The sequence below is a fragment of the Sphingobacterium sp. UBA6320 genome, from assembly GCF_002440335.1.
Taxonomy (GTDB): domain Bacteria; phylum Bacteroidota; class Bacteroidia; order Sphingobacteriales; family Sphingobacteriaceae; genus Sphingobacterium.
Genome location: NZ_DJTA01000007.1, coordinates 26347 through 44599 on the forward strand (window position 1 = coordinate 26347; position 18253 = coordinate 44599).

13 protein-coding genes are annotated in these 18253 nt (G+C 37.8%); 9 read left to right on the top strand and 4 right to left on the bottom strand.

Annotation, left to right across the window (positions count from 1 at the left end; genetic code table 11):
• Nucleotides 1–207: 207 nt before the first annotated feature.
• The gene (locus tag B3P23_RS03015) at nucleotides 208–465 is read right to left on the bottom strand and encodes a hypothetical protein (protein WP_045755543.1); all 258 of its coding nucleotides are present in this window, start codon (nucleotides 463–465) and stop codon (nucleotides 208–210) included.
• Between the two features lie 272 nt (nucleotides 466–737).
• Between B3P23_RS03015 and B3P23_RS03020 the strand changes: the two genes are divergently transcribed.
• A complete protein-coding gene (locus tag B3P23_RS03020; RefSeq protein ID WP_045754320.1) occupies nucleotides 738–1265 on the top strand; it encodes a hypothetical protein in 528 nt (175 codons plus the stop codon).
• On the opposite strand, the gene B3P23_RS03025 is transcribed toward B3P23_RS03020, so the two are convergent.
• The gene (locus B3P23_RS03025) at nucleotides 1262–3607 is read right to left on the bottom strand and encodes a BamA/TamA family outer membrane protein (RefSeq protein ID WP_293924420.1); all 2346 of its coding nucleotides are present in this window, start codon (nucleotides 3605–3607) and stop codon (nucleotides 1262–1264) included. The genes B3P23_RS03020 and B3P23_RS03025 overlap by 4 nt on opposite strands.
• Nucleotides 3608–3613: 6 nt before the next feature.
• On the opposite strand from B3P23_RS03025, the gene B3P23_RS03030 reads away from it, so the two are divergent.
• The 5 genes from B3P23_RS03030 to B3P23_RS03050 all read left to right on the top strand — a co-directional run bounded on the left by B3P23_RS03030 (nucleotide 3614) and on the right by B3P23_RS03050 (nucleotide 10663).
• On the top strand, nucleotides 3614–4363 hold the full coding sequence (locus tag B3P23_RS03030) for a TrmH family RNA methyltransferase (RefSeq protein ID WP_045754318.1): 750 nt from the start codon (nucleotides 3614–3616) through the stop codon (nucleotides 4361–4363).
• A gap of 63 nt (nucleotides 4364–4426) precedes the next feature.
• Complete coding sequence (locus tag B3P23_RS03035) at nucleotides 4427–5605, top strand: MFS transporter (RefSeq protein ID WP_045754317.1); 1179 nt, start codon at nucleotides 4427–4429, stop codon at nucleotides 5603–5605.
• A gap of 47 nt (nucleotides 5606–5652) precedes the next feature.
• A complete protein-coding gene (locus tag B3P23_RS03040) occupies nucleotides 5653–6858 on the top strand; it encodes an AI-2E family transporter (RefSeq protein ID WP_084405352.1) in 1206 nt (401 codons plus the stop codon).
• 384 nt (nucleotides 6859–7242) lie between these two features.
• The gene (locus B3P23_RS03045) at nucleotides 7243–7791 is read left to right on the top strand and encodes a GNAT family N-acetyltransferase (protein ID WP_293924423.1); all 549 of its coding nucleotides are present in this window, start codon (nucleotides 7243–7245) and stop codon (nucleotides 7789–7791) included.
• 175 nt (nucleotides 7792–7966) lie between these two features.
• Nucleotides 7967–10663 carry a DNA gyrase/topoisomerase IV subunit A gene (locus B3P23_RS03050; RefSeq protein WP_293924425.1) on the top strand — a complete coding sequence of 899 codons (2697 nt, stop codon included), beginning with the start codon at nucleotides 7967–7969 and terminating at the stop codon, nucleotides 10661–10663.
• A gap of 68 nt (nucleotides 10664–10731) precedes the next feature.
• Here the strand turns inward: B3P23_RS03050 and msrA are convergent, their stop codons facing one another.
• Nucleotides 10732–11247: a peptide-methionine (S)-S-oxide reductase MsrA gene (gene msrA, locus B3P23_RS03055; RefSeq protein WP_045754315.1), complete on the bottom strand. Its 516-nt coding sequence runs from the start codon at nucleotides 11245–11247 to the stop codon at nucleotides 10732–10734.
• A gap of 211 nt (nucleotides 11248–11458) precedes the next feature.
• A complete protein-coding gene (locus tag B3P23_RS03060) occupies nucleotides 11459–12484 on the bottom strand; it encodes a N(4)-(beta-N-acetylglucosaminyl)-L-asparaginase (protein ID WP_293924429.1) in 1026 nt (341 codons plus the stop codon).
• Nucleotides 12485–12666: 182 nt separating this feature from the next.
• Here B3P23_RS03060 and B3P23_RS03065 point away from each other — a divergent pair, with 182 nt between their 5' ends.
• From B3P23_RS03065 to B3P23_RS03075, 3 genes are all read left to right on the top strand, one after another.
• Entirely contained in the window at nucleotides 12667–13893 is a 1227-nt protein-coding gene (locus B3P23_RS03065) for a C40 family peptidase (RefSeq protein ID WP_293924430.1), read from the top strand.
• A 15-nt stretch (nucleotides 13894–13908) separates the two neighbouring features.
• A complete protein-coding gene (locus B3P23_RS03070; protein WP_293924432.1) occupies nucleotides 13909–14964 on the top strand; it encodes a dipeptide epimerase in 1056 nt (351 codons plus the stop codon).
• A 127-nt stretch (nucleotides 14965–15091) separates the two neighbouring features.
• A complete protein-coding gene (locus tag B3P23_RS03075; protein WP_293924434.1) occupies nucleotides 15092–18247 on the top strand; it encodes a SusC/RagA family TonB-linked outer membrane protein in 3156 nt (1051 codons plus the stop codon).
• The last annotated feature ends 6 nt before the right edge of the window (nucleotides 18248–18253 follow it).

The following is an 18253-nucleotide window of genomic DNA, read 5'->3' on the forward strand; positions in this document are numbered from 1 at the left end:
AAAAACATCGCTTTTTTTATGGATGCTATGTCGTTTAATATGAAAAACATAGCATCAAAACTTTTATTCTTATGAGCTGTTTTATATAAAATTTAAAAACATTTACCTGTGATCTGGATGTGACTATACCAAGGCTATTCGAAAAAAACAGCGTAAAAAAAACCTCAATTCGTTCAGAATTGAGGTTCATTATATTTTAATAAAGCATTATTTGTTTTTTCCGAATCCTAAGATTCCAAAAACTGTTTTAAATGCAATAAGAGATGCTACTATAAGGCTAATATTTGCAATTGCTGAAAACAATGATACGTGTTGATCAAAGTTTGTGCAAACATCAGGAACAAATCTAATGAATACTCCTATAAGACCCAAAACGATAGCTATTGTTAAAGTCTTGTAATAATGAGTTTGATTTGCGTTATTATCAGTCTTTTTTGGTTCTCTATGTTGTATTGTCTCTGCCATTTCGATTTTATTTTTTTGTACCACAAAGGTACAAATTATTCATTGTTTCGGAAATAAAATAACAAAAACATTTATTGAATTATTAACGCTATCTATTTTATAAAGAGGTAGAAAATGTCTAAAATTGCATCGCAAACAAAATGAATGAAACATGATGCTCCAGAATCTCTACAAATCAAGAAAATATGGGTTCATGATCGCTTCATCACCTGTAAAACGAGTTCAGTCATACAGTTGAAAATGGATACTCATTATTAAGACAAATTTTTCTGATGAAAAAGTTATTATTCCTTCTCTTACTCATTCCGCTTTTGGGGAATGCACAGTTTCAAAAAATAGAAAATTTTGTGGTAAAAGAAAATTTATCCCGCAATGGTAAACTGGCTATTATTGCCGTAGATTCGTTAGAGAGAACAAACGAACGGATCAATGGTACTTATAAATTTAGCATCAATGGATTTACGCAAGAGCTAAAATTTCATGATGGAATTGCTGTTCCAAATGATAAAATAGAATCTTCCACCTTTGTATTTTTCAAACACAAAAATCAAGATACATCCAAAGGACGATTATTTTATATCTACAAATCGGACAAAGGACTGTCCACGTTTGCGATCAGTGGATTGATGTTTATCATCATTCCAGCGGTTATTTTACTGATTGCCTATGCTTTTAAGAAATTATTACTGACCGCCATTATATTGGCTGTGGGATTCTTTTTCTTTAACCATTCACAGGGCTTAAATATCTCTTCTATTATAGAGTCTATTTTTGCAAGCCTCAAAAATCTAATTTTTTAAAATGGTAATCCGATACCAAAGTTGTATTGAATAAAATTATAGCGATCGGGCTTATGTGTCTGATAATACTGATCCTTAAATTCTTTGGAATCGAAAAAATGTTTTAACACCCATTGATCGCTTCCTGAGAATTGAGGATCTTTTACTTTTAGGCCGGCATCAAGTCTAATGATAAAATAATCGGAGTCAAATCGTAATCCAAAACCTGTTCCAATAGCAATTTGCTTTAAAAATTTATCTGCCTTAAACTCTCCTCCGGGATTTAGTTCATTTTCTTTTAAGCGCCAGACGTTTCCAAAATCAATAAATGTGGCCCCATTCATCTTCGCTCCCAAGAAACTATTTAAGATTCGAAAACGATATTCTGCATTTCCTTCAATTTTTATTTCGCCTAATTGATCTAGGTTACGGAGGTTCAATCGCAAATCTTCTTGGACGCTTGCTCGATTATAATTACCAGGGCCTAATGTCCGTGCTTGCCATGCCCGCATGCCGTTCATACCACCACCATAAAAGCTCTTTTCAAAGATCATCAAGGTCGAATTATTACCATAAGGAACAGCAATACCTGGATTGATTCGAAAAACAAATTGTTGATTTCCTCCTAGATTACGATAAATCCGATAGTCCAATTCTGTTTTGGCATACTGTAGGTAAGGAACGCCCAGCACCTTTTTTTCACCATCGGCATTTTGATCAAACTTGATAACCTTACTCACCAGATCCAATATATTGCCACTTAAATCGATCGAGCCTTTAAAATAATTAAAATTTTCTTTCTTGGTCAATTTCTTGGCATTATAGATAAAGGAATACTGAGAGCCTAATCCGAAATATTCACGGTTGTTACTTCTTACATATAATAAGTAACCTTGATCTATTAAATTTTGTGCAAAGTTTTCATTTAACTTTCCTTGCCTGTATTCCAGCACGATGGGTGTAAAGCTGTGAAATTTATTTGCCGATTGATGCCATGAATAATTTAATGTATTGATAAAATACCGATTAGAATACGTTGCATCTTGATTGAAAATCTGCAAACTTGACGAAAAGGTTGTCTTAGCTAATCCATATTGTGCGGTATGATTAGTGTGAAATGGCGTCATCAATCTTGGGACAATTAAATTTACGCCAATTTGAACATCATTGTTAAAGATTTTATCCGAGATATTGCCTTGGAGTCTTGGATCAAAGAGTATACCGTATCGCAATTTTACCTCCAGCAACTCTGCGCCACCAAAAATATTACGATGGGAGAATGTATTTCCGATATTAAAACCACTCATACCAGAACTCAATGTAAATTCCCCTTCGATCTGATTGCCCATCAACGGTCGTGGAACCATTTCATAATATGCATCTAATGTATTGGAATCGGTCTTTTGATAATGAATCTTAATGCTCCTAAAACCATTCATCTCATACAAACGATCATAAGCCATGTTTTCTTTGGAAAGATTGTAGTAGTCTCCGGACTTTATATACATATAACGCTTCAACGGCTTCAACCTAAAATTGCGCGTTTCATCTGTAAAATGAATTTGGGAGATACTATCAGTTATTTTTCTGGCTTCTTTTTTTACTGTTCCGAAATTGCGTATGGTAACAAAAACCTGATCAATTTTATAAGCCTGGTGATTGGCTGAGTCACTGGGATTTTCCACTTGTATCTCCAGTTTGAGGCGATTATTTTTTGATGTCGAATCTACTGCGACCCGCATATATTGGCGTATATAATCATAGTAACCGTGATTACGCATCGCGAGATACAATTTTTCCCGCTCTGTGATCAAATTGACCGCGTCATACTGTGATCCTTCTTTAACCACACTGAAGGGTTTCACTTCTTGTTCATACAGATGGGCTACTGCACTATCGGCAAAATTGTAGCTGATCTTGTCCATATAGTACGGAATGCCTTCGGTAATATTAAAATTTATAGTTGCTCTTTTATTTTTAACCAAGATTTCAGGCTGTACTTTCGCGTCAAAAAAACCTTTTGTAAATAAAAACCTTTTGATCTGTGTGGCTGATAAATCTACTAAACTAGAGTCTAATAAATGAGGTGCTTCCCCAACATTTCTCAAATCCCGTTTTTTATATTTACCGTCTTTGGTATTGAAAAGGTTATATATAAATAAATTAACCCTTGAATTGGCTTTAATATCATTGGATACATACAGAGATGCTGATTCCTTCAGCTCTGGTCTGACCCCTTGAATATTCACATGATCAATCAACGCTTGATCTTCATTTAAGAATCGTGCTGAACGGCAAGATGTGAAAATTAGCAACAAAAGCGTTATACTTGTAAAAGCTAAAAAGCGTTGATTATTTATCATTAAAAAATGTTGTCAAAAGCACAAATTACTCTAATATCATCTCTTCAAAATAAAAAGTTTCGCAAACAACATGGTCTTTTTATTGTAGAAGGAATTAAATCTGTTAACGAATTTCTATCATCCTCTTATCAAGTTGACAGCATCTTTTATACAGAAGATGTACTCGCAAAAGTGGGTAAAATATCGGGAAAAATAAAATCTTATGTGCTGACTGAAAACGAATTTCAAAAAATCAGTGGATTAAAATCCCCCCAAGGCATATTGGCTCTGGTTCATATCCCAGAACAAAAGGAATTACAAGTACAGGATTATAAAAATCAGCATACCTTAGTATTGGATGATATCCAAGATCCAGGAAATTTAGGCACGATCATCCGTACAGCAGAATGGTTCGGCTTTCAACAGATTATCTGTTCTATCGGGACTGTCGATGCGTATAATCCTAAAGTGGTACAAGCGACTATGGGTTCACTTTCTCGTATCCAAATTCATTATATCGATTTGAAGGCTTTTATCAAAGAGGTGAAAATACCTGTTTATGGTGCTTTGCTCGATGGAAATAGTATTTACGAGACGGATTGGACGCATGAGGGTCTTATTATATTGGGAAATGAGGGAAATGGAATTTCTGAAGAAATTATTGAACTTGTGGATCAGCCCGTCACCATACCAAGGATAGGTGAAGCAGAATCTTTGAATGTCGCTGTAGCAACCACCATATTTTGTTCAGAAATCGCCCGAACAAAAAAATTATAAGACATCGCCTTCTTTTCTAAAAGAGGGCGATTCATTTTTACACAATTCAACAGCGCATTTACAATGACTGAAAATAAATCCATATACACATTACAATTTGCACTTCTTTGCCTGAGCTCGCTATTATTTTCAGCTAGTTTCAACATGATAATTCCGGAACTTCCCAACTACTTGAGTCAGATGGGTGGTGCCGAGCATAAAGGTTTAATCATCGCCTTATTTACCTTGACGGCTGGTATATCGCGTCCTTTCAGTGGGAAGTTGACCGATCGATGGGGACGAGTTCCGGTTATGGCAATCGGATCGATCGTTTGTTTCTTATGTGGCTTTTTATATCCCATTCTGACTACAGTTTCCGGATTTTTACTTTTGAGATTAATCCATGGTTTCTCTACAGGATTTAAACCGACCGCAACTTCTGCTTATGTAGCCGATATCATCCCCCGAGAAAGATGGGGTGAGGCGCTTGGTATGCATGGACTTTGTTTTGCAATCGGTGGTGCTGTAGGACCAGCGATTGGTAGTGCTATTTTTCAATATTACGGCATCAATGTGATGTTTTATAGTTCTTCGCTTTTTGCCCTCCTTTCTATTGTTATCGTCATGAACATGAAAGAGACGCTTGTTAAAAAAGAAAAACTCAATTTATCCATGTTCAAAATATCACGGACGGACATTATTGATATCGGTGTTTTACCGGCAGGTATTGTTACATTTTTATCTTATTCGGCTTTTGGTGCCATATTAACGTTAATACCGGATTGGAGTGACCATCTGCATTTGAGCAACAAAGGAATATTTTTCGCGGCCTACACCATTGCCTCTATTTTGATACGCTTTGTATCGGGAAAGGCGTCTGATAAATATGGTCGTACACGAGTGATTATGGTCGGACTGTTTATTGTTGGTATTTCACTCTTTTTGATCGGTCAGGGTGATTCTTTTAATAAATTGATGTTGGGTGCAAGTATATATGGTATTGGTACCGGTATCCTATCCCCTGCTATCAATGCATGGACAATAGATCTCGGAAAACCCAACCAAAGGGGACGTGCAGTAGCGACGATGTATATTTCGATGGAGGCCGGTATCGGTTTAGGGGCATTATTTGCGGGTCTATATTATCAAGATATCATAACCCGAATCCCTCAAGTGATGTATTTCAATGCTTTATTTTTAGGGGTAGCACTTCTATATATGTTTTTTTGGCAAGGATTTCGCTATAGACAGAAAGCAGATTAATTGAGAAATCAATTAATCTTAAAAAATCTAATCGTAGCTATTTCATAATGGAAAGTAATTCAGAAAAAAAACCGTACTCAATTGGGCTTGCTTCAAGCTTATTTGCCTTAGCATTAATCATTGGATTTTTGTATGTCACCCAAAGCGTTGTCGTACCTCTGCTTTTTGCTATTATACTTTCAATAACGCTGTATCCGATAGCTGCATTTTTTGAAAACAAATTAAAATTTGGTAAGGCTGCTGCAGCTATTATGGCGGTCATTATTGCCATCGTAATTATCAGTACACTGATCTGGTTTATAGTACATCAAAGTATTATCATTGGAAAAGATGCGGTCGCAATCCAGGAGAAGGTGCTTGCTGCTGTTGAATCGATCCAAAATTGGATTCAATCTCGGTTTGGCTTGGAAAGAAGTGAGGTTGTCCAAAAGATGAAAGAGCAAGGAAATAATGCTTTAGAAAATGTAGGCGGATATATGTCAACAGCTTTTGGCTCGATTGGTAGCACATTAGCGGGAATCATCTTAGTTCCTATTTTTATCTTTTTCCTTTTATACTACCGTGATTTTTTCAAAGAGTTTTTCTTTAAAGCATTTAAAAATACGGATAATAAAAAGATTCATGCTGTCTTAAAAAAGATTTACGACGTAGTGCAAAGCTATTGTTTAGGACTTGTGATGGTGATGGGCATTGTCGCGGTATTGAATACGGTGGGTCTGATGTTAATGGGAATTGAATATGCTTGGTTTTTTGGTTCCATGGCTTCTTTGCTGATGTTATTGCCTTATATCGGTATCGCAATTGGATCCATTTTACCTGCTCTATTTGCCTTGGCAACCAAAGATAGTGCTTTATATGCCGTAGGTGTTATTGCCTGGTTTCAAGTGGTGCAATTTTTGGAAGGAAATATCATCACCCCAAATATCGTGGGGGGTAAGGTGAGTATCAATCCATTAATGGCTATTATCGCTATTCTATTGGGGGGAATGATTTTTGGTCTTGCGGGATTGATTCTTGCATTACCGATGACTGCAACATTAAAAGTTATCTTTGATGCTATCCCTTCTATGGAACCGATTGGATATTTAATCGGTGAACCTGAAAAGGAGCATCTCAAAAGAAATGCGACTCAGGAACTGCTACAAAAATGGGGTATTGTTAGAAAACCTAAAGTATTTTTTAAACAAACCATGGCTGACTCTGCTCCTGTAGATCCTGATTCTACCAATGATCCGGATAGTAAAGCTGAATAATTTTTATTGAAAAATAGATCAATTCGTCCAGGTATTTAAAGATAATACTTGGACGAATTTGTTTTAGATAACGCTATACTTCAATTGGATTTTCAGGATATCCGATGAGTTTTGAATAGTCTATCCCCGACTGAGCTATACAAACTATCATTGATATGAATATCATGATGATGGTTTGTATGAAATAGCCTATTAGTGATCCATCAATTTTTAAAATCAAATAGATTCAAACATCAGAAAATTTCCTGTAAACGCTACTTTTATTAACCTTGAAAAATGTGCATACTGTCAATAATCAACAATTGTTTTACCTCTTACATCCATCCTCTTCACTCTATTTTAAATAGATGCAGATAATTAATTTCTACTAACTTTGGTTTTAATATGAGCTATATGAAATATGTACCAACACTTGAAACGGAGAGACTGATCATTCGTCCAATAACTTTAGATGATGTTGAGGAGTTTTATGCGATGGACTCGCAACCGGAAGTTCATCTTTATTTAAATAGATCTCCGTTAAAATCTAGTGAAGAGGCAAAAGATTATATTAAAGGTCTACTCCAGCAGTATGAGACACATGGTATAGGTCGTGTTGCGGTCATCGAAAAAGCAACGAATCAATTAATAGGCTGGACAGGGTTTAAATTTATAGAGGAACCCATGAATGATAGGATCAATTTTCTAGATTTCGGCTATCGCTACCGTAAAGAGTCGTGGGGGAAAGGTTATGCTACAGAAGCGGCATTGGCGTGTATTGCATTTTATTATAAAAATTTGACCCATATACCTCTCCATGCCAGTACGCATGTCGACAATCATGGTTCGCGAAAGGTATTGGAAAAGGTTGGATTTAAGATTACTGATACCTTTAAGTTTACCATTTGGGACATCGATTGTTATTGGTATGAAAGGATTGAAGATACTAAGTAAGGTGTATACATCCCATTTTTAAATTCATAACTCCACTTTTAAATATTGAAATTTCCAGCATAAATCTATTTATATATCCATTGGATAAAACGAAATGCTTTTCGTATTTTTACGCTTGCAAAAATTCTATTCTTTTTGCAACTGATAATAATAAAAACACCATATTATTGATTACATGAGTGAAGAAACAAACTATCCTGCAGACGATAATCAAGAAGAAGTAAATAACGGACAGACAAATAATAGTAAAACAATTCCACTTTCGGGATTGTATGAAAACTGGTTTTTGGACTATGCATCTTATGTTATTTTAGATCGCGCAGTACCTCATATCAATGATGGTTTTAAACCTGTACAGCGTCGGATCCTACATTCACTAAAAGAGATGGATGATGGTCGATACAATAAAGCGGCCAATGTAATTGGTAATACGATGAAATATCACCCGCATGGTGATGCTTCAATTGGTGATGCCATGGTACAGATCGGTCAAAAAAATCTGTTAATTGACTGTCAAGGGAACTGGGGTGATCCGATTACTGGCGATGCTTCTGCTGCACCTCGTTATATTGAAGGACGTTTATCCAAATTTGCTCTGGATGTTGTTTTCAATCCGGAAACGACAAACTGGCAACTGAGTTATGATGGCCGTAACAAAGAACCTGTTACTTTACCAGTAAAATTCCCTTTGCTGCTTGCTCAAGGTGCTGAAGGTATCGCTGTAGGTCTTGCTACGAAAATAATGCCGCATAACTTCTTGGAACTGATCGATGGATCGATTCAAGTATTGAATGGAGAAAGACCTCATATCCTACCTGATTTTCCTACAGGCGGAATGGCGGACTGCTCGGCATACAATGAAGGTCAGCGTGGTGGAAAAATACGCGTACGTGCAAAAATAGAGGAGCGCGATAAAAAGACATTGGCGATCACTGAAATTCCTTTTGGAACAACGACGGGAGGATTGATCGATAGTGTAGTCGCGGCCAATGATAAAGGGAAAATCAAGATAAAAAAAATCGAAGATAATACCGCTGAATTTGTTGAAATTATTGTGCATCTGGCTCCAGGAATATCTCCTGATGTCACGATTGATGCGCTATTTGCTTTTACGGCTTGTGAAGTATCCATTTCTCCCAATACTTGTGTAATCAAAGAAGATAAACCTCACTTTTTGAGTGTGAATGATATCTTAATTGAAAACACGAAAAATACCAAGAACTTACTAAAACAAGAACTGGAAATCAAATTACATGATCTCCTAGAAAAAATATTCTTCAGCAGCTTACTCAAGATCTTCATTCAGGAAGGTATGTACAAGCATCCTGAATATGAAAATGCTGGTGATTTTGATACCGTGGTACTGGTTTTAAACCGTCTTTTTGAACCATTTTTTGGCCAATTCTACCGACCGATAGTTCCGGAAGATTATAAACGTCTGATCGATAAACCGATGAGTAGTATTACGCGTTTTGATGTAAAGAAAGCGGATGATCAAATGGCTTCTTTGGAAGAAGAGATCAAAAATGTGAAACGTCATCTTAAACACCTGACCGATTATGCTATCGCCTGGTACGAAAGATTGCGTGACAAATATGGCAAAGGTCGTGAACGTAAAACAGAATTAAGAGCTTTTGATCGCGTTGAAGCAACACAAGTAGCCTTGGCCAATGCGAAACTTTATGTCAACCGGGAAGAAGGATTCATTGGTTCAAGCATGAAGAAAGATGAGTTTGTTTGTGATTGTTCGGATATTGATGATATCATTGTATTCCGCGCTGACGGTAAATATGTCGTAACGAAAATTCAAGATAAGGTATTTGTCGGAAAAGATATCATCCACGTTGCTGTCTTTAAAAAAGGAGATGAAAGAACGATCTATAATGCCATCTATAAAGAAGGAGATACGGGTACGAGCTTTATCAAGCGTTTTGCCGTAGTGGGTGTCACTCGTGATAAGGAATATGATATCAGTAAGGGTTCAAAAGGTTCAAAAGTAACATACTTTACGGCTAACCCGAATGGGGAAGCGGAGATCGTCAATATTCAGCTCAAACCGCATACGAAATTAAGAAAACTTAATTTTGACATGAACTTTGCCGAAATTGCGATTAAAGGGCGCGCTTCTCAAGGAAATATTGTATCTAAATATCCGGTTAAAAAGATCACGTTCAAAAGTGCTGGTGTTTCGACTTTAGCTGGTCGTAAGATCTGGTTTGATAAAATAACGAAACGCTTAAATGCGGATGAAAGAGGACTGTATCTAGGCGAATTTGATGGTGATGATAAGATCTTGATCGTCATGTCGGATGGTACTTACGAACTGTCGAACTTTGATCTGAGCAATTATTTCGATGATAAGATGATTCGCATCGAAAAGTATTTTCCTGAACATGTGTACACAGCTATTCATCAAGATGGTAAATCGGGTACTTATTATGTAAAACGATTCAAATTTGATGATATTCCTGTCGGTAAAAGCATGCTCTTCATCAATGATGAACCTGGATCTAAACTTATTTTGTTGACGAATAATACCGATCCAATAGTTCACTTGGATATTCTAAAGGGCAAGTCCCAAACCGAAGAGGCTTTGGACCAACCGCTGAACGAAATCATCGATGTGAAAGGTATAAAAGCACAAGGAAATCGTCTCTCTTTTCACACGGTTAAAAGTGTGACTTTGATGACGGAAGAAATTGATTTAACGGTCAACACAAAAGATGTGAGTGATTCGAATACTGAAGGTACCGAATCAAGTGAAGAAACACATAAAGCAGAAGCCGATACTCAACCGGATGATATTAAACTGGAGATCACAAATCCTGATGATATCCAAACGGATAATGCTGGGCAGATTGAATTGTTTTAAATGAACAGCACGTCATCAAGCTGATTGAGCTTATCAGTCATAAAAAAATCCGCTTTTAGCGGATTTTTTTATGACTTAAATTCTTTTACGAATTTTTGAAGTTTTGGTGCAATGACTACTGAACAGAAAGGATTTTCAGGATGCGTATTGAAGTAATTGTGATGATAGTCTTCTGCTACCCAAAAAGTAACTGCTGGCTCGACCGTCGTAACGATCGGGTCTTCGAAAATATCTTCGCTATCCAACTCATCGATAAAGTTCTTAGCTAAAATCTCTTGTTCTTCATCATGAAAAAACACAACCGAGCGATATTGCGTACCCACATCATTTCCCTGACGGTTTAATGTTGTTGGATTATGTGTTTTAAAGAATATCTTCAACAGCTCTTCATAGTTGACAAGATCTTCATCGTATTCGATCTGTACAACTTCAACATGCTCTGTCGTACCTGTACAAACTTGTTCGTAAGTTGGATTATCGTTTAATCCTCCCATATAGCCAGGCAAAACGGATTTTACACCTTCTGTATTTTGAAAAATAACTTCTGTACACCAAAAACAGCCGCCTCCAAATGTTGCTTTCATATCTTATTATATTTTATTCTCAAACTTAGATAAATTTGTTTAATATCAGGACTCCGGTACGACACAAATCTATCCTTTAAATTTATTTTATGCTCCTCTTGAGTGCTTTGCGATGATCACGATATCCGCTGCCCACAAGAATTATTGTATAGCATAAAATTAAAGATTAATGACAGAAAAAGAGTCATATCAGTTTACTGATTTTGAAAATCTATGCTTTGTAATAATAAGAGCCTGGAATGAGCAAGTCTTGTTTTTCTTTGTGGCAAACAGCATATGAAAATCCTTTTTGTAGTGCATAGGATCCATACTCCCCTTTCTTATTGAGTGCTAAAAATCCTACTTGAATATCCTTAGCAATATTGGGTTTCTTTTTGACAATCCGTTTGACCGCTTCTTTGCATGCTTCTTCAGGCGAATATCCCTGACGCATTAATTCCACAACCAAAAAACTGCCCACTGTACGGATCACCTCTTCACCCACACCCGTAGAGGTAGCTCCCCCTACTTCATTGTCCACATACAGTCCTGCTCCTATAATCGGGCTATCTCCAACTCGACCGTGCATCTTAAATGCCATACCGCTTGTCGTACATGCTCCGGATAAATTGCCGGCAGCATCTAGTGCCAACATACCGATGGTATCGTGATTATATTGATTACCGGGCAGACGCTCTACGGCGAATGACTTGTTTTCAATATTCATGACCGGTTTATATTTTTTTTCTTTTAACCACTCTTTCCATGCTTTCTCTCCTTCGGGTGTAAGCAGATTTTCTTTTTCAAAACCATTTTCCAGTGCAAATTGCAATGCACCATCACCTGCGAGCATGACATGGGGAGTTTTATCCATCACTAAACGTGCTACTGATATGGGATGTGCAATATGCTCTAAAGCAGCTACTGATCCACAATTACCTTCGCAATCCATGATGCAGGCATCTAAGGTGACCATACCGTCACGATCGGGATAGCCGCCTTTACCTACGGTCATATTTTTTAAATCAGCTTCGGGCACACGAACACCTTGTTCGACCGCATCTATAGCTTTCCCACCACTCTTTAGCACTTCCCATGCTGCTTGATTTGCTGCAATACCAAAATCCCATGTGGAAATAACAATTGGTTTTATTCCCGCTCGCTTATTTGAAATGGAAAAACTTGATAATGTTTCTACAGAACTAACAGCAGCTGCTCCAATAATACCTTGTCTAATAAATTGGCGTCTTGAACTCATATTTTAATCGATTTAGCATTACAAGTATACGCAAATGCACGTTTCTTTTCATGAGTTTTTTCATTAAAAACACCTCGTCAATTCACATTTATGCAAAAGAATTGTAAATTAATTCACAAATCGTCATCATTTCTTATAAAAAAATAGGCAATTTAGTCTATCTTTAAACCAAACTAATCAGCATGACAAACAAACTTAAATATGCTATTCTTACCTGTGCCGGCTTTTTAACCATTAATCATGCCTTTTCACAACAGATAGATTCAACCATCTATCATCAGGTCAAAGAACTGCAAGAAAACGTACGTAAGGCTTATGCTCCTGATAAGCGGACTAAGATATTTGCCTTTACCCAAACAGATGTTGCCAAAAATAATTATCAAATAGAAACGACAGAACAGGCTGCTAAAACAGCTTTCGAGCAACAGATTAGAAATATCCCTGCTAATGTCGCGATAACCATACTACCAGAACAAAATCTGGGTAATAAACTAATCGGGGTAGTCAATTTATCTGTAGGCAACATGCGAACCAAACCTGATAATGCCGCTGAAATGGCAAGCCAGGTTCTGATGGGCACTCAGGTTGACCTCTTACAAAAAGATCGCGGTGAATATCGGATACGTACTCCTGAAGGATATATTGCCTGGTTACCGGCTTCTGCTGTAACAGCGATGACAAAAGAGGAAGCACAGCAATGGAACAATCAACCTAAAATAATCTATACAGCGGAATTTGGAAAATCATTCTCCGAACCGAATACGCAAAGTCAACGGGTATCGGATCTGGTTTATGGAGACATTTTAGTGCTGACGGGAGAAAAAAACAATTATTTTGAAGTCGCTTATCCGGATAAAAGGAAAGCTTATATTAAGAAAGAGGATGCGCTATCATTAAAAAAATGGATCGATACGCGTAATCCAACAGCTGAAAACTTAATTTCAAGTGCAAAATCAATGTTGGGACTTCCTTATCTTTGGGGCGGTACATCTGTTAAAGGTGTTGATTGCAGCGGTTTCACAAAAACAGCCTATTTTATGAATGGCTTTGTGATCCCACGTGATGCTTCTCAACAGGTATTAGCAGGTGAATCTGTTGACATCTTAGATGCTGAAGGACACTTTGATCCTGAAAAGGCACTTAAAAATCTAAAACCTGCTGACCTCCTATTTTTTGCGGCTGGTAAAAACAATAATCCAAATGCGCGTGTTACGCATGTCGCACTTTATATTGGCAATGGTACATTTATTCATGCTGCAGGTTCTGTACGGATCAACAGCATGTTGAAGGATGCCGTAAATTATGATGATTTCCAGACACGTACAGTTGTTGCAGCAAAAAGATATTTAGGATCTGATGACCCACAAATACAAAAAGTACAAAATAACAGCTATTATAGTATCAAATAAAAGATAACAACGATCATGGGTATACATGCAGATTGGATCACTAAAGATTTTGGAGCGTTCAAACTCCGATTTAAACCCTATACTTTAGAAATGCGCTACGTATTTACGGTTGCATCTTTCAGTAGGACGACAACTCCGGTTGTACTGACTCAACTGGAGTATGACGGCATCATTGGATACGGTGAGGCGAGTATGCCTCCTTATCTAGGCGAATCTCAAGAAAGTGTCATCAATTTTCTCAACAACATCGATTTAAGGGGATTTAACTCGCCCTTTCAAACGGAAGAACTATTGGCATACGTTGATCAAATCAGTGCTAAAAGTACGGCGGCAAAAGCAGCTGTGGATATAGCGCTGCACGATTTGATCGGAAAGATACTGGGAAAACCTTTTTACAAGATATGGGGATTAAATCCAGCGTTAATACCTGCGACTTCTTATACGATCGGTATCGATACGGAAGAGGTAGTTCGCAAAAAGGTCATGGAGGCAGATCAGTTTAAAATTCTTAAAGTGAAGCTGGGGCTTGAAACGGATAAAATGATCATCGATACCATCCGTCAATGTACGGATCGTCCGCTATGTGCTGATGTGAATCAGGGCTGGAAGAACAAAGAACAAGCGCTCGAAATGTCACATTGGTTAGCTGAACGCGGAGTTGTATTTTTGGAACAACCGATGCCAAAAGAGCAAATCGATGATAATGCCTGGCTTACGGAACATAGTCCTATACCAACTATTGCAGATGAAGCATGCCAGAGGTTGATCGATGTTCCGGCATTGCAGGGGGTATACTCGGGAATCAATATCAAGTTGATGAAATGTACGGGCATGCGAGAAGCGAAGCGTATGGCAGAATTGGCACAGGCATTAAAAATGAAGGTGATGATCGGCTGTATGACGGAGACATCTTGTGCGATTTCTGCAGCAGCTCAATTGGCGCCTTTGGTGGATTGGGCAGATCTGGACGGTGCACTTCTCATTGGCAATGATATTTATGATGGGATGAAAGTCATTGATGGGCAATGTATATTGCCAGATCGTCCGGGAATAGGTGTAATCGCTCAGTAAAAATATAACATGGTATAAGATCTTGTATTTTACGAATATCTTGATCTTATACTTATCTTGTCCCTTAAAGGTTGCAATAGATGACCTAAACCAAAATCTATTAAAAGCATAACTAACCAACACTCTTATGAACAAAATTTTACTCACCTCGTTATGTACGGTGGCTTGTGGATCTTTGCAAGTCGTACATGCACAACAAATCCAAGTTGCGGGAAAGATTTCGGATGCGAATGGCGCTGCCGTTCCTGATGTCACGGTCTCCATTAAAGGTAGCGGCACCGCAACATCGACAAACTCCAATGGATTGTTTACGCTCAATGCCAATCCGGATGCCACACTCATCATTAGCGCAGTAGGCTATCAAAAACAGGAAATCAAATTAAATGGCCGCAAAACATTGAGCATTTCTTTGCAGAAAGAGGAAAATGCTCTGGATGAAGTCATGGTGGTTGCTTATGGAACCGCCAAAAAGAGTACCTACACAGGTTCTGCTGCGGTGGTAAAAAATGATGCGATTGATAAACAGCCAGTCACTTCGTTTCAAAATGCATTAACAGGCCGTGTTCCAGGATTACAAGTCAGTACGAGTTCGGGGCAAGCGGGTTCTACTCCTGCTATCCGTATACGAGGTATCGGCTCCATGAATGCTTCGAATGAACCTTTGTATGTCATCGATGGTGTACCTGTGGTATCGGGATCTACGGGACAGATGAATGATTATCTGGTCAACTCAAATAACGTCATGAGTACCTTAAATCCTTCTGATATTGAGACTATAACAGTACTGAAAGATGCAGCAGCATCTTCTTTATATGGTTCGCGAGCAGCAAATGGGGTGATTATCATCACGACTAAAAAGGGGAAAAATGGGGCTCCTAAAATTAATTTAAAATCATCTTTAGGTATCAGTCCAAGTTGGGCAACTGATAATAACGAAACAGCCTCAGTACAAGATCAGATTGATATGCTGTACAGTGTGCTCTACGATTCTCGTATTGCGGGTGGACTGAACGAAACAGCTGCAAACAAATGGGTATTAGACCGTTTCAAAACTAGATTTGGGATACATGGGTATGGGTTTTCGACGGAAGGAACGTCAATGTACGAGAAAGTTAATATTACCGGTCTTACAGATGGTATAGAAAATAGGGAGGGTAAATATTACGATTGGAATGATGCCTTATTCAGAACGGGTATTTTCAACACCAATGATCTATCGGTAAGCGGTGGAACAGATAATACGAACTATTATACTTCTCTTTCTTATACACAGGATAAAAGTCGCGTCATCCTCAATGACTATAACCGTATCAGTGGACGCGTGAACCTCAATCAAAAAATTGGTAAATACTTAGAGTTTGGGTCGAATATCAATATAGCTAAGACAAAATTGGTCGGCATGAATGATACCCGAAATACGGGAAGTAATTATTTACTGCAAACGAGAAATCTATTATGGCCGCTGTACTGGCCTACAGACTATAAGACTGGCAATGAGTGGACCGCTCGTTATGGTAGTTTGGCTTATAATCCGCTTTATTACAATAAAGAGTGGGAGAACAGTTCTAAAACCAGCAAAATATCTGCTGTTGAATCGTTGACTTTAAAGTTGCTTCCTGAATTGACGGTTAAAACGATCTTTTCATATGATGAGACGGAGTCTAAAGATCATATCTACTACAGTGCAAAGCATTATAATGGTTCATCTACAAATGGTGTCGTCACTGAAGTCACTTCGAATATCCAAAAACTAGTTTCGTCGACTACGGCTAACTATAATAAAACTTTTGGACTTCATCAGGTTGCTTTACTAGCGGGATTTGAGGCTGAAAAAAATGAGAGCAGCTTCGTTCGTGCCACAGGAAAAGACTTACCTTCTTCGGCTTTACATACCGTATCTACCGCGGGGCAGTTGGATGCTGGATCTTATGTTTGGGGCAACAATATGATGTCCGTACTATCTCGTGCTGAATATAACTTTGATGAGCGTTACTTTGCTTCGGCATCTTTTCGTCGAGATGGTTCTTCTCAATTAGGTCCTATTCCGCGATGGGGAAACTTTTGGTCAGTAGCGGGCTCTTGGAATATAGCTAAAGAAAGTTTTATTGCTCAAATAGACGATATCAATGCTTTGAGAATAAGAGCTTCCTATGGTGTGAATGGTACTTTACCATCTACAAATTATGGTTGGAGATCATTGACCAGCTATACCAACAAATATATGACACAACCTGGAGGTGCTTTGAGTAATATTGCTGACCCTAACCTCAGCTGGGAAAGAAATTACACCACCAATCTAGCCTTAGAATTTGGGTTATTTGACAATAAAATCTTTGGCTCGGTTGAATATTTCAACCGAGATTCTAAAGACCTTATTCAGCAGGTGCCGATCTCAACCATAACTGGTTTTTCCAGTACATTGAAAAATATCGGAGAAATCAACAATAGAGGTCTAGAATTTGAATTAGGTTCTGATATCATCAAAAAACAGGATTTCAGATGGACTGCTAGTATAAACGCTACTTTTATTGACTCTAAAGTCACCAAATTAAGTGATGGTAAACCGATCATCTGGTACGATCCCACAGGTAAAGATGATCGTGCTCGTTTCATCTATCAAGAAAATCAATCGACATTGGCTTTTTATGGTTTAGAATGGGCAGGTGTCAATAAAGAAAATGGTAAAAATGTCTGGTATACAAATGATGGTACCGAGGGTGATTTCTTATTTGAAGGAAGAGGTGCCAGTTACAACTATACTAAGGCAAAGCAAACCATCATTGGCAATGCCAATCCAAAAGTCTACGGTGGTATTAATACAGATATGGAATATAAGGGCTTATCACTGGGTTTAAACTTTGCCTACAAAATCGGTGGAAAACTATATGATGCGACCTCTAAAGATGTGGCTGATGATGGTTACTATTGGGAAAGAATTCATGCGCAATATTTTGTTGATGAGTCCTGGTCACCAAGTAATATGGAAGGCAATTTCCCTATGGTTTCTGGTCGAGATCTTGAAGATGTTAATCAGATCAGTAGCCGCCACCTCTACGATGCTTCATATTTGCGATTGAAAAATATTTCCTTGTCCTATAAAATTCCTAATGATTATTTGAGCAAAATAGGAATCAACAATGCACGTATTTTCTTTAATGGAAGTAATTTATTGACTTTCTCAAAATACAAATATATGGATCCAGAGGTTAATCAGTATGGTACCCGTGGTTGGGAAATCCCAACTCCTAAGACCTACACATTTGGATTAGAATTTAATTTTTAACCTATT